The organism is Pseudoramibacter faecis (assembly GCF_036289405.1).
GTDB lineage: Bacteria > Bacillota > Clostridia > Eubacteriales > Eubacteriaceae > Pseudoramibacter > Pseudoramibacter faecis.
The window spans coordinates 22,486-44,094 of the sequence record NZ_JAYFFI010000002.1 but is presented as its reverse complement, the minus strand read 5'-3'; the positions used below and the strand labels follow the sequence as shown (position 1 = coordinate 44,094).

At 54.7% G+C, this 21,609-nt stretch carries 24 protein-coding genes; 19 read left to right on the top strand and 5 right to left on the bottom strand.

Going from position 1 to position 21,609, the window contains the following annotated elements; translation table 11 throughout:
* Positions 1–75: 75 nt before the first annotated feature.
* Positions 76–453 carry a metal-dependent transcriptional regulator gene (locus V3C63_RS02840; RefSeq protein WP_006599189.1) on the top strand — a complete coding sequence of 126 codons (378 nt, stop codon included), beginning with the start codon at positions 76–78 and terminating at the stop codon, positions 451–453.
* Between the two features lie 65 nt (positions 454–518).
* Here V3C63_RS02840 and V3C63_RS02835 read toward each other — a convergent pair whose 3' ends face one another.
* Both V3C63_RS02835 and V3C63_RS02830 read right to left on the bottom strand, forming a co-directional pair.
* On the bottom strand, positions 519–1,361 hold the full coding sequence (locus V3C63_RS02835; protein ID WP_329886315.1) for a 5'-methylthioadenosine/adenosylhomocysteine nucleosidase: 843 nt from the start codon (positions 1,359–1,361) through the stop codon (positions 519–521).
* 125 nt (positions 1,362–1,486) lie between these two features.
* Entirely contained in the window at positions 1,487–2,182 is a 696-nt protein-coding gene (locus tag V3C63_RS02830; protein ID WP_329886314.1) for a ferredoxin--NADP reductase, read from the bottom strand.
* A gap of 293 nt (positions 2,183–2,475) precedes the next feature.
* Here V3C63_RS02830 and V3C63_RS02825 point away from each other — a divergent pair, with 293 nt between their 5' ends.
* The 6 genes from V3C63_RS02825 to V3C63_RS02800 are packed head-to-tail and all read left to right on the top strand — an operon-like array spanning position 2,476 to position 7,170.
* Positions 2,476–3,438, top strand: a complete 963-nt coding sequence (locus V3C63_RS02825) for an NYN domain-containing protein (protein WP_329886313.1) — start codon at positions 2,476–2,478, stop codon at positions 3,436–3,438.
* 35 nt (positions 3,439–3,473) lie between these two features.
* Positions 3,474–3,911 (top strand): secondary thiamine-phosphate synthase enzyme YjbQ, encoded by a 438-nt coding sequence (locus V3C63_RS02820; RefSeq protein ID WP_329886312.1) that lies wholly within the window; start codon positions 3,474–3,476, stop codon positions 3,909–3,911.
* Between the two features lie 3 nt (positions 3,912–3,914).
* The gene (locus tag V3C63_RS02815) at positions 3,915–4,877 is read left to right on the top strand and encodes a 3'-5' exoribonuclease YhaM family protein (RefSeq protein ID WP_329886311.1); all 963 of its coding nucleotides are present in this window, start codon (positions 3,915–3,917) and stop codon (positions 4,875–4,877) included.
* On the top strand, positions 4,874–5,218 hold the full coding sequence (locus tag V3C63_RS02810) for an arsenic metallochaperone ArsD family protein (RefSeq protein WP_329886310.1): 345 nt from the start codon (positions 4,874–4,876) through the stop codon (positions 5,216–5,218). The genes V3C63_RS02815 and V3C63_RS02810 overlap by 4 nt, the downstream gene beginning before the upstream one ends.
* A 22-nt stretch (positions 5,219–5,240) precedes the next feature.
* The gene (locus V3C63_RS02805) at positions 5,241–6,599 is read left to right on the top strand and encodes an MATE family efflux transporter (protein WP_329886309.1); all 1,359 of its coding nucleotides are present in this window, start codon (positions 5,241–5,243) and stop codon (positions 6,597–6,599) included.
* Positions 6,592–7,170 (top strand): 4'-phosphopantetheinyl transferase family protein, encoded by a 579-nt coding sequence (locus V3C63_RS02800; RefSeq protein WP_329886308.1) that lies wholly within the window; start codon positions 6,592–6,594, stop codon positions 7,168–7,170. Before V3C63_RS02805 ends, V3C63_RS02800 begins: the two co-directional genes overlap by 8 nt.
* Before the next feature lie 37 nt (positions 7,171–7,207).
* On the opposite strand, the gene V3C63_RS02795 is transcribed toward V3C63_RS02800, so the two are convergent.
* Entirely contained in the window at positions 7,208–7,408 is a 201-nt protein-coding gene (locus tag V3C63_RS02795) for a hypothetical protein (protein ID WP_329886307.1), read from the bottom strand.
* Between the two features lie 187 nt (positions 7,409–7,595).
* Between V3C63_RS02795 and V3C63_RS02790 the strand changes: the two genes are divergently transcribed.
* A complete protein-coding gene (locus tag V3C63_RS02790; RefSeq protein WP_329886306.1) occupies positions 7,596–7,967 on the top strand; it encodes an ArsR/SmtB family transcription factor in 372 nt (123 codons plus the stop codon).
* A gap of 41 nt (positions 7,968–8,008) precedes the next feature.
* On the opposite strand, the gene larC is transcribed toward V3C63_RS02790, so the two are convergent.
* A complete protein-coding gene (gene larC / locus V3C63_RS02785) occupies positions 8,009–9,355 on the bottom strand; it encodes a nickel pincer cofactor biosynthesis protein LarC (RefSeq protein ID WP_329886305.1) in 1,347 nt (448 codons plus the stop codon).
* Positions 9,352–10,104, bottom strand: coding sequence for a nickel pincer cofactor biosynthesis protein LarB (larB, locus tag V3C63_RS02780; RefSeq protein ID WP_329886304.1), 753 nt, complete (start codon positions 10,102–10,104; stop codon positions 9,352–9,354). Before larB ends, larC begins: the two co-directional genes overlap by 4 nt.
* A 261-nt stretch (positions 10,105–10,365) precedes the next feature.
* Between larB and ftsH the strand changes: the two genes are divergently transcribed.
* From ftsH to V3C63_RS02725, 11 genes are all read left to right on the top strand, one after another.
* Positions 10,366–12,240: an ATP-dependent zinc metalloprotease FtsH gene (gene ftsH, locus V3C63_RS02775; protein WP_329886303.1), complete on the top strand. Its 1,875-nt coding sequence runs from the start codon at positions 10,366–10,368 to the stop codon at positions 12,238–12,240.
* Positions 12,241–12,417: 177 nt separating this feature from the next.
* Positions 12,418–13,554, top strand: a complete 1,137-nt coding sequence (locus V3C63_RS02770) for a cation diffusion facilitator family transporter (protein WP_329886302.1) — start codon at positions 12,418–12,420, stop codon at positions 13,552–13,554.
* 118 nt (positions 13,555–13,672) lie between these two features.
* Entirely contained in the window at positions 13,673–14,191 is a 519-nt protein-coding gene (locus V3C63_RS02765; RefSeq protein ID WP_329886301.1) for a pyridoxamine 5'-phosphate oxidase family protein, read from the top strand.
* Positions 14,175–14,543 (top strand): PH domain-containing protein, encoded by a 369-nt coding sequence (locus tag V3C63_RS02760; protein ID WP_329886300.1) that lies wholly within the window; start codon positions 14,175–14,177, stop codon positions 14,541–14,543. Before V3C63_RS02765 ends, V3C63_RS02760 begins: the two co-directional genes overlap by 17 nt.
* 573 nt (positions 14,544–15,116) lie before the next feature.
* Positions 15,117–16,232 (top strand): DMT family transporter, encoded by a 1,116-nt coding sequence (locus V3C63_RS02755; RefSeq protein WP_329886299.1) that lies wholly within the window; start codon positions 15,117–15,119, stop codon positions 16,230–16,232.
* A 14-nt stretch (positions 16,233–16,246) separates the two neighbouring features.
* Positions 16,247–16,537: a hypothetical protein gene (locus V3C63_RS02750; protein WP_329886298.1), complete on the top strand. Its 291-nt coding sequence runs from the start codon at positions 16,247–16,249 to the stop codon at positions 16,535–16,537.
* Between the two features lie 254 nt (positions 16,538–16,791).
* Positions 16,792–17,562 carry a DeoR/GlpR family DNA-binding transcription regulator gene (locus V3C63_RS02745; RefSeq protein WP_329886297.1) on the top strand — a complete coding sequence of 257 codons (771 nt, stop codon included), beginning with the start codon at positions 16,792–16,794 and terminating at the stop codon, positions 17,560–17,562.
* Positions 17,563–17,814: 252 nt separating this feature from the next.
* On the top strand, positions 17,815–19,263 hold the full coding sequence (locus V3C63_RS02740; RefSeq protein WP_329886296.1) for an NAD(P)/FAD-dependent oxidoreductase: 1,449 nt from the start codon (positions 17,815–17,817) through the stop codon (positions 19,261–19,263).
* 11 nt (positions 19,264–19,274) lie between these two features.
* Positions 19,275–20,549, top strand: coding sequence for an NAD(P)/FAD-dependent oxidoreductase (locus V3C63_RS02735; RefSeq protein ID WP_329886295.1), 1,275 nt, complete (start codon positions 19,275–19,277; stop codon positions 20,547–20,549).
* A 2-nt stretch (positions 20,550–20,551) separates the two neighbouring features.
* Positions 20,552–20,917 carry a DUF1667 domain-containing protein gene (locus V3C63_RS02730; RefSeq protein WP_329886294.1) on the top strand — a complete coding sequence of 122 codons (366 nt, stop codon included), beginning with the start codon at positions 20,552–20,554 and terminating at the stop codon, positions 20,915–20,917.
* A gap of 46 nt (positions 20,918–20,963) precedes the next feature.
* Complete coding sequence (locus tag V3C63_RS02725) at positions 20,964–21,596, top strand: class II aldolase/adducin family protein (protein WP_329886293.1); 633 nt, start codon at positions 20,964–20,966, stop codon at positions 21,594–21,596.
* The last annotated feature ends 13 nt before the right edge of the window (positions 21,597–21,609 follow it).

The window sequence follows — 21,609 nt, the reverse complement described above, 5'->3', positions numbered from 1 at the left end:
GTAAAATGGTGTTAGTTAGAGTTAACGACGATCGGCCATCGCGCGGTGCAAAATCACGAAGGGAGAAGCGAAAGCATGACGTTGGGCAAATCAAAAGAGGATTATCTCGAGGCGGTTTTGATGATTGCCGAAAAGAAGGGGCCGGGTCAGGCGGTGCATTCCATCGATATTGCCCGGCAGCTGCATTTTTCCAAGGCGTCGGTCAGCCACGCGGTGAAGACGCTGCGGGAGCAGGGGTTTTTGCTGATGGACGACGACGGCTCCCTGCATCTGACGGAAACGGGCATGACCATCGCCCAGAATGTGTATGAGCGGCATCGTTTTTTAACCAAACATCTGGTCTCGCTCGGTGTGGCGCCGGAGCAGGCCGAACACGACGCCTGCGAGATGGAGCATGTGATCAGCGAGGAAACCTTCGAAAAATTAAAAGCTGAGTATCAAAGCGAGCTTTAAATCCAAACGAAAAACGCCGTTCAGCGATGTGCCTATCGCTGAGCGGCGTTTTTTAACGGAAGGGATCAGGCATCGGCTGCGTCCCCGGCAAGGGCGAGCATCCGGCGAACCAGGGTTGCGGTGTGAACAATGGCCAAGGGCAGAAATTCCGGATAGGAAACGCTGGGCGCGTCCTCGTCGGCATTGTCTGAGATGGCGCGGACGATCAGGAAGGGTACATTGTTGAGGGTGGCCGCGTGGGCCACGGCGGCGCCTTCCATCTCGACCGCGCAGGGATCGAAGGTCGCCTGAATCGTATCGGCGCGCGCTCCGCCGGCGATGAATTGATCGCCGGAGACAATCCGTCCGGTGAATAGATTGGCGCCGTCCATCGCTTCGGATTCGAGATCAAAAGCCCGGGTGGCCAGATCGATGAGCATCGCATCCGCCTGAAAATCGGAATCGGCCATGTCCGGGATTTCTCCAGGGGCAAAGCCGCGCACGGTAACGTCCACGTCGTGCTGAATGGCGTCGGTGGAGAGCACGAGATCCCCCTGACGCACCCCGGGGCGGGTGGTGCCGGCGACGCCGATGTTAATCAGATAGGTAATGGGGAAATGAGAGCACAGTGCCTGGGCGCAGACGGCCGCGTTGACCTTGCCGACGCCGCACTGCACCAGCACGGCGCGCTGCCCCCAGAGCATGCCTTCATAAAAAACCAGTCCGGAAAAGCGGGTGGTTTTCGCGATGTCCATGGACTCGCGGAAAGGCGCGGTTTCTTCCTCCATGGGGCAGATCAGCCCGAAGACGGGTCGCGCGTGGGTCTGGCGGACCGCCTTGTGAACGCCCTTGGCAATGCCGTAGCCCGCACCGATGGCGGTGCCGGCGGCCAGGGCAAGCCCGCCGGTTATTTTTTTGGGTTGACTCATAAGGATCTCCTTTGAATTATTTTATGGGCTATTGTAACACGAAAGATCAAGTGAAAGGCAAAACGAAAGTAAAATCATAAACACATCAAAAAACAGAGGCCGGGCCTCTGTTCAGATGTTCGGGTTTAATAGCCCATGAAGTTGTCGACGACGATTTGGTCTTCGGCGACGCCGAGACCCGTCAGGGTGGCGGTGAACGCCTTGTTCATCCCCGGGGAGCCGGCAATGAGGTATTCGGCGTCGTTGCCGACGGTTTTGGCGAAGGTATTGACCCGTTCGGTGAATTCGTCGCGATCGGAAATCAGATGCAGCTCGAGGTTGGGCATGGCGGCCTCGGTCTTCTTCCAGAAATCGCCGTAGCAGAATTCGCCGCGGTCGTCGGAATAGAACACGGTGATTTTGTGACCCGGATCGGCGTTCTGGACGGCGGCGTGGGCAAGCAGGGAGCGGATCGGCGTGATGCCGATGCCTCCGGCGATGACCAGAGACTGCGGATGATCGCGGTGGAAAGTGAAATCGCCCTTGGGGTTGGCGACGAGCATGGGATCGCCCACCTTCAGCTGGTGAAGCAGGACGTCTTTGAAGCTGGAATGGGGATCGGCGATGCGCGTGGTGAACATCAAGAAGCCGTCTTCCGGCGCCGAAGCGATGGTGAAGATGCGGGAAGGCCGGTCGTCTTCCGCAACGTCATAACCCGAAAGTTTCCAGAGAGCGTGTTGGCCGGCCTGCCAGGTGTAGTCTTCGGGGATGCGCGTGAAAAAGCTGTATGAATCGCTGGTTTCCCGAACGATTTTGGTAACGGTTGTTTCGTAAAGTTGCATGATTCTCTCCTTATTTTGAATGCATGGATACCAAATATAAAATTGATTATTTTTTATTATACGCCAAATGCATCTAAATTAAAATCATTTAAAAAAGATTGGCGAAAAATAAAGAATCGGTGCATTGAGGGCGGAAACGGTCAGACAAAAGGTTGGGATTTCCCGGGGCCTTGTGATAAAATAGAAAAAAATTGACCGGCATAATGCCCGGAGCGCCTGCCGGAAGCAGACGGGCCGGCGCATTGAGAACCGATCGATTCGACCAAACATAAAGCTCAGAAAGGAGCATCAGGATGGAAGATTTACGCTTTGCGATTCTCATCGACGGCGACAATATCTCGGCGCGCTACATCGACGGCATTTTGGATGAGATGACCAGTTACGGCGTGGCAACCTATAAACGGATTTATGGCGATTGGACCAGCACAGGCGCGAGCAAGTGGAAGGAGCAGCTGCTCTCCAAATCCATCACGCCGATTCAGCAATTTGCTAACGTCAGCGGGAAGAACGCCACCGACTCGGCGCTGATCATCGACGCGATGGATATTCTTTACGGCGGGATGGTGGACGGCTTTTGCATCGTTTCCAGCGATTCGGATTTCACCCGCCTGGCCAGCCGCCTGCGGGAGTCGGGGATGATGGTGATCGGCATGGGCGAGGATAAAACCCCGGATTCCTTCCGCAACGCCTGCACGAAATTCATTAGCCTGGAAAATATCCTCGATTCCTACGAACAGGATATTGATCAGGACAGCGACGGCGAGGCGGAGACGCCGCGGCACAAACAGAAAAAGACGGCCCGCACCTCCCGCAAGACCATCGAGAACACCGTGGCCGGCATCATCACCGAGAACGAGAATAATGGCAAGGCCACTGGTCTCGGCGAGGTCGGCAGCCGCCTGAACAACAAATACCCGGATTTTGACGTGCGCAATTACGGCTACAGCCTGCTCTCGAAATTTCTGGAGGAATCCTCCCGCTTTACGGTGGGGCATCAGGGCCGGATGCAGACGGTGCGGCTGGCCTCGGCGGACGGCTCCGGCAGCGAGATCGAACAGTTCATCGTCCGCAAGGTGCGAGAAGCCGGGAAGAATGGCATCGAGCTGGGCTATCTGGGCAATCTGGTGCATGCGGCTTTCCCGAGATTTCGCTGGAAGGACGAGGGCTACGCGAAGTTTTCCAAATACGTGCAGCATATCGCGGGCATTCGCATCTGCGAATTTGGCGAGAGCGTCAGCCGGGCGCTGCTGAAATAACCGAAGCCATTGAAGAATTTGAGGAGGGACAAACGATGACAACCCATCCAATCATGCGCAGACAACTGCGGACGACAGCCCATACCCAGATGCTCGACATTACCGAGGCCGTGGCGGAGGCCGTCCGCGAAAGCGGCGTGACGAACGGCATCGCGACGGTTTTTGTGGCCCACACCACGGCGGCGGTGACTTTCAACGAAAACACCGACCCGGACGTCGTACGGGATATGACCCGGGAAATCGGCAAGATTGTGCCCTGGGAAGACGGTTACCATCACGCAGAGGGCAACTCTGCCGCCCATTTAAAGGCGTCGCTTTTCGGCGCGAGCGAGCAGCTTATTATTGAAAACGGCCGGCTGGTGCTGGGCACCTGGCAGGGCATTTACTTTGCCGAGTTTGACGGGCCGAGACAGCGGCAGTTTTGTATTAAAATTCAGGCAGATTCAGATGAAGCATCAGGAGGAACACAATAATTCATGCAAGCCATTCAGCTTAATCAAGTGAAAAAAGGGGATAATCTGCTCGGTTATCTCTTTATTAAATCTCAGACGGTTAAAACCTCGACCAACGGCAGCCGCTATTTTAACATGACGTTAAGCGACAGCCAATTCACCGGGATGAATGCCAAAATGTGGGATGTGAAGCCGGTGGACGAGGATGAGTTCACCGAGGGGCAATTGGTCAAAGTGAAAGCCAAGGTTCAGGAATACAATGGCAATCTGCAGATCATCGTGAACCGGATGCGCCTGACCAACGAAGGGGACCCGGTGGACATCAACGATTTTGTGGAAACGACCCCGGTGGATGTCGAGCAGATGTATGCAGACTTGCTCGCGACGATCGACGCGTTTGGCAATGCCGATCTGAAAAAACTGGTCGGCGCCATGGTGCGCGACAAAAAACCGGAACTTATGTATTTTCCTGCGGCCAAGCGCATGCACCACGCACTGAAGGGCGGGCTGCTTTTTCACACCTGGTCGATGTTGCGGCTGGGCAAGGCTATTACCCCGCTGTATCCCTTTATCGACGCGGAACTGCTTTATGCCGGGATCATGCTGCACGATCTGGGCAAATCGGTTGAGATGCTTTCGGACGCCAACGGATCGGTGTCGGACTATTCGGCGGAGGGCAAGCTCCTCGGGCACATCATCACCGAGGTGGTGGCCATCGACGAATATGGGAAAAAGCTCGCGATCGATCCGGAGATTGTGCTGCAGCTCAAGCACATGGTGCTCGCGCATCATTATGAGCCGGAATACGGCTCGCCGGTGCGGCCGATGTTTGCCGAGGCGGAGTTGCTCCATCACATCGATGTGATTGATGCGCGGATGAACACCATGCAGCGCATTCAGAGCGAGACCAAGGCCGGCGGCTTTTCGGACAAGGTCTGGGGGCTTGACGGCATTCAGGTCTACCACCGGCCGGACGACGCGCGATGAAGCTGACGGTGGTGGAAGCGCCGGCGACAGCGGTCGGTGCGGAGGATATGCGCATGGATCTGCTCCTCGCGCGGCTGTCGGTGGCCGGTATCGCGGTGGAGCGGATCGACGCGTTTTCGGCGCCGGAACGGGTGGCAAAGCTGGGCGAAACAGCACTGCCGGCCTTCTTCGTGAACGACCGGCTGATGGGGGCCGGCCGATATCCGAGCAATGCGGAGCTGGCCGAATGGATTGATTACGACGCGTTGCCCCGCGGTTGCGGTGGGTGCGGCGGATGCAGCGGGTGTGGGGGATGCGTCGACTGCGCGTCGGCGGGAAGCGGCCCGATCCGGCAGGAATAGCGAACAGCAGAAGGGGGATGCGATGGCCCAGGACATGACGACGGGCAATCCGACGCGGATCTTGCTCGCTTTTTCTCTGCCGATGCTCATCGGCAATTTGTTTCAGCAATTTTATAATATTGTGGACACCATCGTCGTCGGGCAATTCGTCGGTGCGGGGGCGCTGGCCGCCGTCGGGGCGTCATCCACCATCGTGATGCTGTTGGTGTGTCTGGCCACCGGGCTTTCGGTGGGGTGTTCGGTGCTGGTTTCCCAATATTACGGCGCGGCGGATCCGGTGCACATGCGTCAGGCGGTGTATATCAGTCTGGTGTTTAACGGGGCGGTGGGCCTTGCGCTGTCGCTCTTCGGGATCATCGGGGCGCCCTGGCTTTTGGCGCTCACCCGGGTGCCGGCCGGCATTCGCGCCGACGCGGCGACGTATCTGGTGATTTATTGTGTGGGCGGAGTTTTTCTCTTTGCCTACAACGTGTTTGCCAGCATGTGCCGGGCCATCGGCGACGCCAAAACCCCGGTGTATTTTCTCGTGTTCACGTTGCTGCTCAACATTACCTGCGATCTGGTTTTTGTGCTCGGCTTCCATTGGGGTGTGGCCGGGGTTGCTATCGCGACGACCCTCTCCCAAGGGGTTTCGGCCGTCACCTGCGGCCTTTATATGCGTCGGCATGTGCCGGTGCTGCGGCTTGGCCGGGCGGATTGTGTCTTCGACCGGGAGATGCTTGCCGATCTCATTGGCTATGCCCTGCCGTCGACGGTTCAGAACACCATCGTCGCGCTGTCGGCGGTGGCCGTGCAAGGGCTTGTCAATACCTTTGGCACGGTGACCATCGCCGGCTACACGGCGGCCAATAAAATCGATCAGTTTGCGACCCAGCCGCTGCTTTCGCTGAACATGGCTGTTACTTCTTTTACGGCGCAGAATATCGGTGCCGGCCGCGTCGATCGGGTACGTGCCGGCTTTCGGGTGACGATGGCGTTGTCGCTGGGCATCGCCGTGGTGCTGTCCCTACTGATTTTTATCGGGGGGGAAGCGCTGGTCGGCCTTTTCGTGCAGGGGCGCGAGTCTGCCGGGGTGGTGGCGGCCGGCATGCGCTACATCCGCATCGTGTCGCTGGCGTATTGGCTTTTCGCCTGGATGTTCGCGTCCTCCGGGGTGCTGCGCGGCGCCGGGGATATGGGGATTTATCTCCTGGGCACTGTGGTCAATTTTGTCTTTCGCATCGCGATGGCCTACGCTCTCGCGCCGGCCGCGGGGTTTCAGGCTATCGCCTGGTCCATTCCCATCGGCTGGAGCCTGTGTATCATCGTCAACATGATTCGTTATTTTCAGGGCGGCTGGCAGTTTAAGGCCAAGGTGCAGCGGGAGAACAGCCATGGATAAGCTGATGATTTATTGGGCGCCGGCAGTTTCGCTGAAAGGAACGGCCCATTCGGTGATTGAGGAGCTGGCAGCGCGCGTTTTGCGGGACCAGGACGTGGTTTCGCCGGTGCGTTTTGGCCGGGCGGCACACGGCAAGCCTTTTTTGCCGGATGATCCGCGGCGACATTTTAATGGGTCCCATTCGGGGGGGATTGCCGTCTGCGCGTTTTGGGAGCGTCCCCTGGGCATCGATTTGCAGAAGGTCAGCGCCAGGCCGCGGGCACAGGCTATCGCCCGGCGTTTGATGCACCCCAACGAGGGGATGCGGCTTGCGGCATCGGCGGATGCGGAGCGGCTTTTTTTCCGGCTTTGGGCTCAGAAGGAAGCGGTGATGAAGGCGACGGGCGATGGCTTTGCCTTGCCGATGAACCGTTTTGAAGTGCGCCAGACAGGCGAAGGCGCACAGGTGGTCGGCGCCGGGCTTTCGGGCTGGACGTTGGCGCCGGTGCCGGGTTTCCCGGGGTTTGAGGCTTGGGTTTGCGTGCGGGGAGCGGTCCCGGCAATGGCCGTGCGGGCGCTGCCATTGCCGTAAAGGCAAAAAAATAAAGCCACCTCGAGCGCGCGTGGCTTTATGGACGAGCCGGTGACCTTGGTTTCCGCGTGTCGGTAACCAGCGGGCTGATGATATTTTCCGTTAAATTCTCAAAGCTGTGTTCCCGGCTGTCGGGAGATTGGACGACGGGCCCCTTGATGCCGACAGACCAGCCCAAAAGAATCCCGGAAATCACCATGACAATGGCGATGATGATGACGGTTATTTTGAGTTTCATCTGAATAACCTCCCTTTGTGATCCTTCATCTGCTTGTTTATTTTAACATGGATGAAGCAAAAAAACATGAAAAAATTCAGATTAGCTTAAGCATTTAAGCTTTAAATTAAATTTTAACGAAAACGAGAAAGGTGTCGGGTCAATGTGCAGCGGGGAGCGCGGAGCCCGGGAAAGATGAGGTTAACGCATGGTTAATGAGTACGATATGTCCGCTGTGGAAGAAGTGAAAAATAGAATGATTCCCGATGAGTATATCCAGGAGTTATCGGCTTTCTTTAAAGTCTTCGGAGAGGAGAACCGCACCCGGATTCTCTATGCGCTGTCGATTCGGGAAATGTGTGTCAACGATTTGGTGACACTGCTGGGGATGAGTCAATCCTCGGTGTCGCATCAGCTGCAGATCCTGCGCGCCCACGGTCAGGTGAAGTTCCGAAAGGAAGGGCGCAACGTTTTTTATTCCCTGGATGACAAACACGTGGTGGATGTTTTCCAGGAGGCGCTGCAGCACATTGTTCACCGATTGAAGGAGAAAAAAGAAGCGGAAAACGCCAAAGCATAAAAAATCCGGAGCTCGGCTCCGGATTTTTTTGTGCGCGGTGATCAGCTGCGGTCTTGGCAGGCGGCGAGAATCTGCGCATAAACGTCGGGAAAGGGCAGCTGTTTTTCGGCGCAGATCGCCGCGATATCCGCGTATTCCGGATAAACCCGCAGGCGCTCGCCGATGCGGCAGCGCTTGACGCGAACCGGGCCCAGGGGCGTGTCGACCGTCCCGTTTTCCCGGGGAAGGACCGAACGCGCCATCTCGCAGCGCCGGATCCCGATGCTGGTGGTTTCCTCGAAAATGATGCGTTCTATCGCCTCGCGATGAGCGGCGTCCGTGATGACGACAATTTCGCAGCTTGGGCGGTTTTTCTTCATATAAACGGGGAGATAATGCACGTCCCGGGCGCCGGCCGCCATCAGCAGGTCGAGGACGCGGCCCAGGCATTCGCCGGTGGCGTCGTCGATATTGGTCTCGAGCTTGAGAATGGTGTCTTCTTCGGCGGCCGGCGTTTCGTTTTGGATGATCATGGCGCGCAGCACGTTGGCGATGTCGCCGGTGTCGCGTTTGCCGGCACCAATGCCGGTTTTCACGACGGTGTAACACGCCGGCAGCGCCTTCCGGGTCCGGGCTGCGACGGCGATGGCCGCGCCGGTGGGGGTGACCCACTCGCCGAAGCGGTCGGTTTGGTGGAGAGGCAGCCCGTGGGCCGCGGCGATATTGATCACCGCGGGCACGGGCACCGGCAAAATGCCGTGGGCGCAGCGCACCGAGCCCCGGCCTTCGAAAAGCGGAGAAACAATCACATCCCGGATGCCGAGGTTATCCAGGCAGACCGCCGCCGCCACGATGTCGACCATGGCATCCACCGCGCCGACTTCGTGGAAGTGCACCTGGTCTTTGGGCTTGTTGTGGGCTTTGGCCTCCGCCTCGGCGAGGATGTCGAAAATGCGCAGGGCCAGCGCGCGGGCGCCGGGTGTCAGCGCGCCGGCCTGGATGATGCGGGTGATTTCCGGCAGGCTGCGGTGTTCGTGATGGCCGTGGCCATGATGGCTGTGGGCATCGTGCGCATGGTGATGGCGGGCGTGGCCGGGATCGTGATGTGCATCTTCGTGGTGATGGCCGGCATGATGATGGTGGCCGGCGTGGCCGTGGGCATCGCCGTAAAGATAAGCCGTGTCGTGGTCGTGGTTATCGTGATCGAGGATCACGCCGAAGTCACAGGCGTCGAGGCCGCCTTTGTTCACCCGGCTGACGGCGATGCGGTAGCCTTCCAGGGGAAGACTGGCCAGCGCCGCCTCGAGCACCTGCTGATCGGCGCCGAGATCGAGCAGGGCCGCGACGGTCATATCGCCGCTGATACCGGCATAACATTCGAGATAAAGCTGCTTATTTTGAGGTTTCATGGTTGTTTCACCGCCAATCGATTAATTTGAGTCGCCAGATAACCGGCACCGTAGCCATTGTCGATATTGACGACAGCGATGCCGTTGGCACAGGAGTTGATCATGGTCAAAAGCGCGGAGAGGCCGCCGAAGTTGGCGCCGTAGCCCACGGAGGTCGGCACGGCGATCACCGGCACTTCCACCAGGCCGCCGAGCACCGAACCGAGGGCTCCTTCCATGCCGGCCACCGCGACAATGCAGTTCACCTGCTGAATCACGTCGAGGCGGGCGAGCAGGCGATGCAGGCCGCTGACCCCGACATCAAAGATGCGGGTGACCTTGGTGCCGAAGTATTCGGCGGTCTGGGCGGCCTCTTCGGCCGCGGGGATGTCGGAGGTGCCGGCGGTGCACACGGCGATCTCGCCGATGCCGGGCGCCTTGCCGGCATCTTCGATTTTAATGATGCGGGAGAGGGGATCGTAGGCGGCCTGGGGAAAATCCTCCTGAAGCATGACCGCCTGGGATTCGGAGCAGCGGGTGCCGAAAACTTGACCGCTCTCGGCATAAAGCCGGCCGAAAATTTGCCGCAGGTGGGCGTCGGCCTTGCCCGCGCAGAAGATCACCTCGGAAAAGCCGGAGCGCAGCTCGCGATGGGTGTCGATCTTTGCGTAGTCCATCTCCTCGAAGGGCTCGCGCCGCAAAAATTGTTCCGCCGCGTCGACGCTCATGGCGCCGGCGCGAACCTGCTCTAATATGTCGTGGATATGCATGGAATCACCAGCCTTATTGTAAAAATTATGGGACGATGGGCGCGCGGCCGCCCCGCCGTCGGCGCACTATCCGCCAGCGCTCAGTAAAATCATTGTAGCCCAATTCAAAAGGCGGCGCAAGAAAAACGGGCTTAAGCTTTTTTAAGACAAAGATTGTTACAATACCCCATCGTCAAGTGAAACAAAAGAAAATCAAACGCAATTTTTTTCAGCGGCGGTCGGCAGCCGAGTTATTTAAACTTGATCGGAGAGGGAATCATTATGAAAAAAGTAGAAACACCCAAGCGACCCATGATTTTTTATTATGTGCTCGTGGCAGTGCTCATTATCGTTTTTAACGCCCTGGTGGCACCGATGTTGAATCAGCGGCAGACCAAGACAGTGAATTACAATACCTTTATCACGATGACGAAAAATAAAAAAATCGGCGACGTCGAGGTGAAGGACAGCACCATTGTGTTCAGCAACAAGGCGAAGAGCCAATATTACAAGACGGCCCGGATGGACGATCCCAATTTAACAGAGCGGCTTTACAACTCCGGGGCGAGCTTTAAGCGCAACGTGGATCAGACCAATAATCCTATTGTGTCCTTCCTCATCGGCTGGGTGCTGCCCATTCTCATCTTTATTCTGCTGGGGCGCTGGGTCAGCCGGCGCATGAGCAGCCAGATGGGCGGTATCGGCGGCGGCAGCATGCCCTTCAATCTGGGCAAGAGCAACGCCCGGGTGTACGAACCTTCGGCGGACAGCATCCATTTCAGCGATGTGGCCGGCGAAGAAGAGGCCAAGGAAAATCTGTCGGAGATCGTCAGCTATCTGGACGACCCGAAACAATACGCCAATATCGGCGCGACGATGCCCAAGGGCGTGCTTTTGGTGGGACCTCCGGGCACCGGCAAAACCATGCTGGCCAAAGCGGTGGCCGACGAAGCTAACGTGCCGTTCTTCTCGATCTCCGGCTCGGAATTTGTGGAGATGTTTGTGGGGATGGGCGCGTCGAAGGTGCGCGATCTCTTTAAGCAGGCGAAGGAAAAGGCCCCCTGCATCGTCTTTGTGGATGAAATTGACGCCATTGGACAAAAGCGCGCCGGCGGCAAGTTTTCCAGCAACGACGAACGAGAGCAGACGCTGAATCAGTTGCTCACCGAGATGGACGGCTTTGACGAAAACAACGGCGTGGTGGTTCTGGCGGCAACCAATCGGCCGGAATCCCTCGATCCGGCGCTGACCCGGCCGGGCCGTTTCGACCGGCGGGTGCCGGTGGATCTGCCGGACCTCAAGGGACGGGAGGCCATTTTGGCGGTGCATGCCCGCAAGGTTAAAAAGGCGGGCGGCATCGACTTTAACGCCATCGCCCGGATGGCCGCCGGGGCCTCCGGGGCGGAGCTGGCCAATATCGTCAACGAGGCGGCGCTGCGCGCCGTGCGGGACAAGCGGCAGTTTGTGACCCAGGAAGACCTGGAGGAGAGCGTGGAGGTCGTTATCGCCGGCTATCAAAAGAAGAACGCCATTCTCTCCGAGGAAGAAAAGAAGATCGTGGCCTATCACGAAACGGGACACGCGCTGGTGGCGGCGCTGCAAAGCCATTCGGCCCCGGTGCAGAAGATCACCATCATCCCCCGGACATCCGGCGCGCTGGGCTATACCATGCAGGTGGAAGAGAACGATAAATACCTGATGTCCCGGGAGGAACTGGCCAACAAAATCGCGACGCTGACGGCTGGTCGCGCGGCAGAGGAAGTGGCCATCGGTTCGGTTTCCACCGGCGCCTCCAACGATATTGAGCAGGCGACCCGTCTGGCCCGCGCCATGGTCACCCGCTACGGCATGAGCGACGACTTCGACATGGTGGCGCTGGAAACGGTGGAAAACGCCTATCTGGGCGGGGACACCTCGCTGGCGTGCGCGCCGGATACCCAAAAGCGCATCGACGAAAAAGTAGTCGCCTTGGTGCGGGAGCAGCACGACAAGGCCAGACAATTGCTGACGGATCACCGCGATATTTTGGATCGCCTGGCGATGCATCTATACGAAAAAGAAACCATTACCGGCGAAGAATTCATGGCGGTTTTGGCGGAGAAACCGGCCGATCTGACGGATGATGCGCCGGCAGTTTCGGACGATGCGGAAGCCTGAACCCAAAACAAAAGACTTTGATATGAAAAACGGATCCCTGCGGATCCGTTTTTTGATGCCCGGAAAAATCCGAAAAGACAAAAACGGGCGACCAGTGCAAAAAGAAATTTGACAAAATCAAAGAACGCGCGGATTATTAAATTGCGTAAAATCAATATAGTTAAAAGAGGCAACAGGATGTCTAAAGAAACACGCAAAAATACCAAAGACGAAAACAACCGCCACCAGGTAATCGTGCGCACCAGCGTCATCGGCATTTTGGCCAACGTGCTGTTGGCCGGTTTCGAGGCGGCGGTGGGGATGCTGTCCCGCTCCATTGCCATTACCCTTGACGCGGTGAACAATCTCAGCGACGCGCTGTCGCCGACCATCACCATTGTGGGCACAAAGCTTGCCGGCAAACAGCCGGACAAAAGACATCCGATGGGCTGCGGCCGCATCGAATATCTCACGGCGACCATCATCGCTTTTATCGTGCCGTACGCTGGGGTGACCGCGTTCAAAGAATCCGTCGCGGCGATTATCCGTCCGGCGAAACCGGATTATACCGCCGTGGCGCTGGGGATCGTCGCCGCCGGCGTGCTGGTCAAGGTGGTGCCAGGCCGCTTTGTGAAGGCTACGGGGGAAACGCGTGCGTTCAGATTCGCTGATCGCCTCGGGCACGACGCGGCGATGGATGCCGTGATTTCGGCGTCAACCTTGGCGGCGGCGGGCATTTATTTGATTTTTAGGATCTCACTGGAGGCTTGGCTCGGGGCGATCGTTGCGATTGTCATCATCAAGTCCGGCGTCGACATGCCGCGGGAAACCCTGTCGGAGATCTTTGGCGAGCGGGTACAGCGGGAAAAGGACCGAGAGCTTAAGGCTGCGATCACAAGCTTTCCGGAGGTGGAAGGCGCCTACGATTTGATTCTTCACAACTATGGCCCGGATTTTCTCATCGGCTCGGTGCACGCGGCCGACACGATGACGGCCGGCGATATCGACGAGCCGACCCGGCGCATCATGCACAAGGTGCACGCGGAAAACGGCGTGATGCTCGAGGGAGTGGGCATTTACTCGGCGAATACCCGGAATCCGAAAGTGGTGGCCATGCGCGATGCCGTCATGGCCATCGTGGAGGACCACGATCATATTCTTCAGACCCACGGCTTTTATGTGGATGAGGCGTCCAAGCGCATGTCTTTGGACGTGGTGATCGACTTTGCTGCGCCGGATGCCGAAGCGATTCTGAACGATATCCGCAGCCGAATCGAAGCGGTTTATCCGGATTACGCGGTGCAGTTTACCCGGGATTTTGATATCAGCGATTAATTCGGGATTCACAGGGCGGCCATCCTGTGCTAAAATAAAAAAATCAATCCAAACGGAAGCGCCGGCCGTCATCGGTTATCGATGGCGGCCGGCGCATTTTTTAAAAGGAGGCAGTGCGATGTTCAGACCCATGCGAAGAATTCGGCAGGCCCTTTCCGAGGCGGAAAGCCGGGCCATTTTGGAGCGCGGCCAGACGGGGGTGCTTTCGGTGGCCGGCGACGACGGCTATCCCTACGGCGTGCCGGTGAACTATGTGATGGTCGATGGGAAAATTGTGATTCACGGGGCGAAGACCGGTCACAAGATCGACGCCATCGCCCGGGAACTCAAGGTTTCGTTTTGCGTGATCGACGACGACACCGTGGTCCCGGCGGCATACACCACCTATTTTCGCTCGGCGATCGCCTTCGGGCGCGCCGCGGTTGAAGAAGACCCGGACACGATGCGAGCCATGCTTCACGCCCTGGGCAAAAAATACAACCCCGGCGACGACGCGGGCCGGACGGCGGAAATCAATCGGGAATTGGCGGCGACTAAAATCATCGTGATCACTATCGATCACCTCAGCGGGAAAGAGGCTATTGAGCTGGTGCGTGAAAGAGAAGAACAGGAGAAGCATCATGGGACAGGAGATTGAAATGGTCATGGAATGGGTCTTCATTCGGGAGATTGATCTGCCGTCGGACGTTTATGATCTGCTCATCGCCGGGGAAAAGCCCGTCTGCGCGTTTAAAACGCTTCGGGATGCGGCTATTTTTACCGATCGGCGTCTGATCGTGCGCAATGTGCAGGGCCTCACCGGCAAGAAAAAGGAAATTTTTTCGCTGCCCTACCGCGCCATCGAGATGTATTCCACGGAAAACGCCGGTCACCTTGACCTCACGGCGGAAGTGGAACTGTGGACTAAGCTCGGTAATTTTAAAATCAGCCTGAAGCGCGGCGCCGATGTGCGCCGGATCGATCAGATCATCGCCGAAGCGATTTTGTAAAAACCAAAGGGCCATCTGGGAGTGGCCAAAAAATCAGATAAAATAATAAATGAGCTGCTAAGGCCTGATTTCTTGTTTCGCAAGAGGTCAGGTCTTTTTGGTTTGCCCTGAATACGTGGTGATCACAATCTGTATAAACTTCGATGGGCTGCATGGGTTCTTCAGAGCTGCGAAATTCAAGATTCACCACAAACTTTTAAAACATTTAATAAATATTGTTTTCATTCATGGATAAAAAATTGCAGGAGGCTTTAATCGGTTTTTTGTTGCATCGGTGCGCTTAAACAACAATGGTATCGGCATTGGAATATGCATATAGACCGACTATTCAGATAAGTCACCGAAAACATAACTGTTGATTTATGTTGGATTTTGAAAAGGGTGCGCAAAAAATGCAGATCGCAAAAATTTTTCTTTAAAAATACCGGTTTTTAGCCGTTTTACACGGATTCAAAATTGTGATATCTTGTGTTTCAAGGAGGTTGCCATCGTAATGTAAGGGGGAGATTTTTATTGATTCAACATAATTCAAATTAATTTTCTGTTGTTTTCAACAAGAAGGAGGGTATTTTTATGGACAAAGTTACAAAAATGGCTTCCCCCGCGACGGGAAATGGCGCACAGGGGCAAGTCATGTTTGTCAAGGAGCGGGTTGAAGCGCTGTATCAGAAAAAACAGATGAGGATGATCGCGTTCGGATTAACCATCGCATTCATCAGCGCGGTGCTCAACATCGTTTTTCCAAATTTCAACGTGGCGACGACGAACCAAATTAACGGCCAGTTTCACAGTACATTGCTCGCGAGTTATATCATGAGTATTTTCACACTCGGCATTTGTGAATTTTCCGGTGGGGTTTTTTGTTTGATTTGGAACATCGTTCGCGGCATTCCGGCCGCTGAAATCGGTCGGAACTGGCGTGTAAAATCCGGCAGGATGATTATGCTGTCTGCTCTTATCGCGGGACCGATCGGAACTGGATGCACCGTGGTGGCTTATTCGCTGTGCGGGACAACTTACGCGGCCTGTATTGTGGCCATGGCGCCGATCATTACCTGCTTTTTAAGTCGCATTTTCCTCAAAGAAAAAATCAGCGGACGTGCATGGACCGGCATTGTTATTTCCATTGTCGGTGCGTTAATCGCCTGTTTGATCGGTGCCCCGTCCGGCTCGTCGCAATTCGCGGTCGGCATCGCCATTGCCTGCGTCTGCCCGATCGCTTTCGCCTTGGAAGGCATTATCGGCACACACGCGGTCGACGTTACAGACCCTATGTTTTCCTGCCCCATGTATCGCATGGTCGCCAGCGGCATTTTCCAGGTGGTCATTGCGATCTTCCTTTCCGCTGTAACGGGACACGACGCGTGGATTGGGCAATTAGTCACGCTCATCACGTCGAACAACCGTTGCATGCTCTTCATGCTCTGCACGGCAATTGCCATGTTTCTCCAATATAATATGGCTTACTGTTCGTATAACTACTGCGGGGCTGCCAAAGCGGAAGCCATTTTGTTCACCAGTACGTTTTGGAGTATCCCCGTCGGTTTTGCGATGCAGGCTGCCGGCATCTTGCCATATCACGTCAATATCGCCGGCATCATCGGCGCGATTGTGGTCGTCGTCGGGATTGTGATGGTCGTCGCGAAGCCTTCAGAACTATTCTCTCTTAGAAGTACGGAAGAAGATTAACGGAGGGAATCAACATGACAGCAAAATTACCCGTCAAGGCGAGGGTCTTAGAATATTTCGCCCTCAACGACCGCCCCATCAGCTCAAATGAACTGTCAGACGTCTTAACAAAGGAATATGGCAAGTCAAAACTAACCGATCCAGACTATTTGGAAAAGATGATTCTCTGCTACTGCCGCGTCGGTATGATAAAATCTGTCGGCCTTGTGGAAGAAAATCACGAAGAAATATTAACGTATCAGGTTACCGCGTCGGGAAAAAAGAAACTCGTCTATATTCCCGGTCACGGAAACAAAGTTTTTTAACATCATCATTACTGGGGCAGCTGCGGCTGCCTTTTTCTTTTTAAAAATCTTTCACAAAGCGGGTTTAGGCTGCACAAAATCGCCGCAAAAGGCAGCTTGACACTGTGCAGCGCTTTCAAGTAATATGAATGGGGATGGACGTTTATAAAGAATCCTTAAACAAAAAAATATTTTTTTCTCTAAAATCCGGGTGGGTACTCTTGTGGACTTTCCGGACATTTAACACATGAAAGGTGCACAAAAAAGGGGAAGATATGTTAAAAAGCGAACGACAGAACATCATCCTGGACCTCATCTGCCAGCAGAACAATGTCCGGGTCAGCGAGCTTAAGACCTTATTCGAAGTATCGGACGAAACCATCCGCAGGGATTTTTCGGAAATGGAAAAGAAAGGACTGCTCAGAGTTGTTCACGGCGGCGCCGTTTACGACTCGCCGACCACCAATGAATATCAAATCGATTTGCGGATTAAAAAGAATCGCCAGGAGAAAGAAGCTATCTGCTCAGAAGCGGCAAAATATATCGACGATGGGATGTCCGTCGCCATTGTTTCCTCAACGACGACTTGGCCCATGGGGAAGTTTTTAACATTAAAAAACCGTCTGACGGTTGTGACCAATTCCATCATGCTGGCCCAACAGATCGCTAAAAACAAGGAAAACCGCGTCATTTTAGTGGGCGGCGTGCTCTGGCAGGAAGACCAGAAGTTAATGGGCTCCGCAACCGAAGACACATTCAGCCAGTTCAACGTCGACGTTGTCTTGTTCAGCGCCGCCGGCATCACGGTCAAGCAGGGCATCACGGATTACAACGAGACTGAAGTGGAACTAACCAAAACGGTTTTAAAGACTGGCCGAAAAATTATCATGCTCAATGATTTTACGAAATTCGGCACCGTTGCTTTTCGTAAAATCGCGGATATCGGCGCTGTTGATACGATTATCACAGATTGGAACGTCAGCGCGGGCGATCATACGGACATCACAGATCTGGGCATCGACATCATCCGAGCTTCAAAAGCGTAAGTGACACATAATGTTGGATTGTGTTGTATTTCAAAAATAAGCTGATAATATTTGGATTGATTTTTGAAATCATCTCCCTTGCGAGGCGTGTAAACGTCTTGACAAGGGATTTTTTTCGTGCTAAAGTAGCATCGTCAAAGAAATCCACATATATCAACTGTGGTATGCAACATTCTTTTGGTCAAGTTGTCATTTGCGGCACGACGGAGGCGCGGTGCACGTGACAAAATATGTAGTCAGGAGATAAGCAGAATGAAACAAACAGATGTTGTAATCATTGGCGCCGGGGCGACGGGGTCGGCTATTGCACGAGAGCTTTCCCGTTATCAGTTGGATGTGACCCTCATTGATCGCAATGAAGATGTCGGCGGTTATGCATCAAAGTGTAACAGCGCGACACTTTGCAGCGGGCATGATGCCACACCGGGGTCTCTGGAGTCAAGGCTGACTTCGGCATCCAACAAAGCCTACGATCAAATTTGTAGAGATCTCGATGTGGAAATGAAGCGCATTGGGATGATCTACGTCGCACATAATGAAGATGAAATGACGCGTCTGCATCAGATCAAGAAAAGAGCCATTTTAAACGGCGAATACAACGTGCAGATGCTTTCTAAAAAGCGCGTTCACGAAATGGAACCATCTATCAATTCGGATATCGTCGGGGGGCTTCTCGTTCCAAATGAAGCCATCGTCGATGTGATGGAATTGATGCTCGCCTTCGTGGAAAACGCAATGGACAATGGCGTTCACCTGATGCTCGGCACGACCGTGACCAAGATCAATGCGGACGACCACACTCATCAGGTGGTTTCCGTTACGACCGACAAAGGCGAGATCGCCTGCCATTTTGCGATTAACGCGGCCGCCATTTACGCAGACAAGTTAGCACATACCGTCGGATTTTGTGATTATTACAATTACCCGAGAACCGGACAGTTTTTCGTGTTGGATAAAAACCTGCCTTACACGCCGGAGCACATCATCGTTCCGCTGCCGACACCGGTCAGTCGCGGTCGTCTTTTAACACCGACGATGCACGGCAACCTCTTAGTCGGTCCATCCGCCGAGAACATGTACGATCGGGAAGATACCAGCACCGACGCGGCGACGCTTGACAGCATCATTGACGACTGCCGAAAGATGATTCCGGCCGTCAATCCGATGGATTCTGTCACACAGTTCTGCGGCGTGCGCCCGGCGATTTATCCGAAGACGGATTGGCGTATTCGGGCCGTCGACGGATGCAAAGGCTATATTGAAGCCGTCGGCATCAATCAGGGTGTCAGCGCCGCACCGGGCGTCGCAAAATACGTGGCCGAAATTCTGGACGACGAAGGCCTTGAAATGGTCGAAAAGGAAAGCTGGAACGCCAAACGCACCGCCATCAAGCGGTTTGCTGAAATGACGGAAGCCGGAAGAGACGCAGCCATTAAGGAAGATCCGCGCTATGGGAATGTCATCTGTCGTTGTGAAACCGTGACCGAAGCGGAAATCATTCAGGCCATCCACAAAGGACCCGGTGCGCGGTCGGTCGATGCGATCAAAAGACGCTTGCGGGCTGGTATGGGCCGCTGCCAAGGCGGTTTTTGCGGACCCAGGGTTGTGGAAATCCTCGCTAGAGAACTTGGCGTCATAGAAGAAGAGATCTGCAAGAACGAGCCAGGATCCGAAATGCTGGCCAGAGTAAACAAAGCGTGAGGAGACATAAAATGAGCGAATTATATTATGATGTGGCGATCATCGGCGCCGGTCCTGCGGGTCTGGCGGCTGCGGCCGCGGCTAAAAATGAAGGAACCGAAAAAGTTGTCATCATCGAACGCGATTTTCGGCCCGGCGGCATTTTGGAACAGTGTATTCATCCGGGGTTCGGCCTGAAGTATTTCAAAGAAGAACTGGCCGGTCCGGAATACGCGCACCGCTTCATCGAAAAGAATGAAGAACTTGGTGTGGAGATGATGATGAACACCATGGTCTTAAGCATCGACGGCAAGGAACATCGGATTCACGCGGCGAATAAAACCGGAGCCATTCGAATTAAAGCCGGTGCCATCGTCTTAGCGATGGGATGTCGCGAACGCACAAGAGCACAGATTGTCATCCCGGGAAGCAGACCCGCGGGAATTTACACCGCCGGCACAGCGCAGCGGTTTTGCAACGTGCAAAACCACATTGTCGGCAACGAAATCGTTATTGTCGGCTCCGGCGATATCGGGATGATCATGGCGCGTCGCATGACGCTTGAAGGCGCAAAAGTTAAAGCCGTGGTGGAAGTGATGCCGTATCTGGCCGGGTTGACTCGAAACCGAGTGCAATGTCTGGACGACTTTGACATTCCGCTTTATTTAAGTCACACGATCGTCGACATCAAAGGGAAAAAGCGCGTTAAACAGGTGACCGTGGCCGAAGTCGACGAACACCGAAAGCCGATTCCGGGGACGGAATTCGATATTGATTGCGACACCATATTGCTTTCCGTTGGATTGATCCCAGAAAACGAAGTATCCAAATCAGCCGGTGTTAAACTTGATTCCGTCACAAAAGGGCCGATTGTCGACAACACGATGATGACAAAGGTTGACGGCATCTTTGCTTGCGGTAACGTCGTTCACGTCAACGATTTGGTCGATAGTGTTTCGACAGAAAGTGAAATCGCCGGTAAATATGCCGCGAAGTACGCTATGAATAAACATTCGGAAGAAATCAAATATATTCCCGTAAAGCCCGGCAATCTAGTTCGTTACATGGTGCCGCAGTCTATCGAGGTGGGTTCTGTGGAAGTGCCGGTCAAGATGTATTTCCGCGTACTTGCGCCGACACAGGACGTCACCATTCAGGCGACCTGCGGCGATATGGTTCTGTACAAAGCTAAAAAGAAGTACGTTAACCCCGGTGAAATCGAACGCATTCAAGTGGCGCCGAACAAACTCAACGCATTAACAGACGGTGAAATTGTCGTCAATGTCACGAGAAACGCGGAGGCATAAAGATGAGCGAAAACATGAACGAAAAAGAAATCATTTGTGTCGTCTGTCCTTCCAGCTGCCGTATTACGGTCAAGGGCGATGGCAAGCAGATCAGCGAAATGACGGGCTTTTCCTGCAAACGAGGTGAAGCGTATGCGCGCAGTGAATACATTTCCCCAGTTCGAACCTTAACCAGCACGGTCAAGGCGAAAGACTACAGCCGCCCGATTATTCCGGTGCGCTCTGACAAGCCGATGCCAAAGAACAAAGTTTTTGACGCGATGGCACTCATTCAAAAGGCTCAGGCGACGCCGCCGTACTATGTGGGCAAGGTGATCATTGAAAATATCTTGGACACGGGCGTCAATATTGTATTGTCAAACTGCTAAAAATTCAATTATTTCATTGCATAACGAAAAAGGAAAAGGAGAAACCATGGGTATCGATTTTGAAGCAATTCGCGACGTTATTACCGTTGCAAAAAGGCTGGACGACAAGGGATTAGCCAACGCTTTTGAAGGCAATGTTTCCATTAAAAGAGACGGCCTACTTTACATCACGCCTTCGGGCAAGAGCAAGGTGACGCTCACGCCGGAGAAAATCTGTGTCATTGATGAAGACGGCAATCAGATTTCCGGCATTTTCGCCCCCTCTTCCGAACTGAAAATGCACGCGGCCGTTTATAAGATGCGCGATAATATTAACGGCGTCGTCCACGCGCATCCGGCATGGATGACGGCTTATGCCATGTGCGGCAAGCCGATTGAATCCAAATGCCATGCAGAAATGATCTGGGATCACAAGGTCGTCGAAGTCGTGCCGTACGGCCGTCCGGGGTCCGACGATATTTACAAGGGTGTTAAGCCGATTTTGAACAAAGGCCGCGACATCATGCTGTTGTCAAACCACGGCGTGCTTTCCGTCGGCGAAGATGTTTTCGCCGCCTGCAACAAACTTGAATCCGTCGAAAACGCAGCGAAGATTTTGACCATTGCAAAATTTGTGGACGGCGGTCATTACGCGGACCTGCCCGAAGAAGAAGTCCAGATGTTGCTGAGCTTGGATTAAGCCTGATAAAGGA

Coding starts and splice junctions, on each gene's coding strand:
- V3C63_RS02840 (WP_006599189.1), top strand. CDS start 76: ATGACGTTGGGCAAATCAAAAGAGGATTATCTCGAGGCGGTTTTGATG.
- V3C63_RS02835 (WP_329886315.1), bottom strand. CDS start 1,361: ATGAGTCAACCCAAAAAAATAACCGGCGGGCTTGCCCTGGCCGCCGGC.
- V3C63_RS02830 (WP_329886314.1), bottom strand. CDS start 2,182: ATGCAACTTTACGAAACAACCGTTACCAAAATCGTTCGGGAAACCAGC.
- V3C63_RS02825 (WP_329886313.1), top strand. CDS start 2,476: ATGGAAGATTTACGCTTTGCGATTCTCATCGACGGCGACAATATCTCG.
- V3C63_RS02820 (WP_329886312.1), top strand. CDS start 3,474: ATGACAACCCATCCAATCATGCGCAGACAACTGCGGACGACAGCCCAT.
- V3C63_RS02815 (WP_329886311.1), top strand. CDS start 3,915: ATGCAAGCCATTCAGCTTAATCAAGTGAAAAAAGGGGATAATCTGCTC.
- V3C63_RS02810 (WP_329886310.1), top strand. CDS start 4,874: ATGAAGCTGACGGTGGTGGAAGCGCCGGCGACAGCGGTCGGTGCGGAG.
- V3C63_RS02805 (WP_329886309.1), top strand. CDS start 5,241: ATGGCCCAGGACATGACGACGGGCAATCCGACGCGGATCTTGCTCGCT.
- V3C63_RS02800 (WP_329886308.1), top strand. CDS start 6,592: ATGGATAAGCTGATGATTTATTGGGCGCCGGCAGTTTCGCTGAAAGGA.
- V3C63_RS02795 (WP_329886307.1), bottom strand. CDS start 7,408: ATGAAACTCAAAATAACCGTCATCATCATCGCCATTGTCATGGTGATT.
- V3C63_RS02790 (WP_329886306.1), top strand. CDS start 7,596: ATGGTTAATGAGTACGATATGTCCGCTGTGGAAGAAGTGAAAAATAGA.
- larC (WP_329886305.1), bottom strand. CDS start 9,355: ATGAAACCTCAAAATAAGCAGCTTTATCTCGAATGTTATGCCGGTATC.
- larB (WP_329886304.1), bottom strand. CDS start 10,104: ATGCATATCCACGACATATTAGAGCAGGTTCGCGCCGGCGCCATGAGC.
- ftsH (WP_329886303.1), top strand. CDS start 10,366: ATGAAAAAAGTAGAAACACCCAAGCGACCCATGATTTTTTATTATGTG.
- V3C63_RS02770 (WP_329886302.1), top strand. CDS start 12,418: ATGTCTAAAGAAACACGCAAAAATACCAAAGACGAAAACAACCGCCAC.
- V3C63_RS02765 (WP_329886301.1), top strand. CDS start 13,673: ATGTTCAGACCCATGCGAAGAATTCGGCAGGCCCTTTCCGAGGCGGAA.
- V3C63_RS02760 (WP_329886300.1), top strand. CDS start 14,175: ATGGGACAGGAGATTGAAATGGTCATGGAATGGGTCTTCATTCGGGAG.
- V3C63_RS02755 (WP_329886299.1), top strand. CDS start 15,117: ATGGACAAAGTTACAAAAATGGCTTCCCCCGCGACGGGAAATGGCGCA.
- V3C63_RS02750 (WP_329886298.1), top strand. CDS start 16,247: ATGACAGCAAAATTACCCGTCAAGGCGAGGGTCTTAGAATATTTCGCC.
- V3C63_RS02745 (WP_329886297.1), top strand. CDS start 16,792: ATGTTAAAAAGCGAACGACAGAACATCATCCTGGACCTCATCTGCCAG.
- V3C63_RS02740 (WP_329886296.1), top strand. CDS start 17,815: ATGAAACAAACAGATGTTGTAATCATTGGCGCCGGGGCGACGGGGTCG.
- V3C63_RS02735 (WP_329886295.1), top strand. CDS start 19,275: ATGAGCGAATTATATTATGATGTGGCGATCATCGGCGCCGGTCCTGCG.
- V3C63_RS02730 (WP_329886294.1), top strand. CDS start 20,552: ATGAGCGAAAACATGAACGAAAAAGAAATCATTTGTGTCGTCTGTCCT.
- V3C63_RS02725 (WP_329886293.1), top strand. CDS start 20,964: ATGGGTATCGATTTTGAAGCAATTCGCGACGTTATTACCGTTGCAAAA.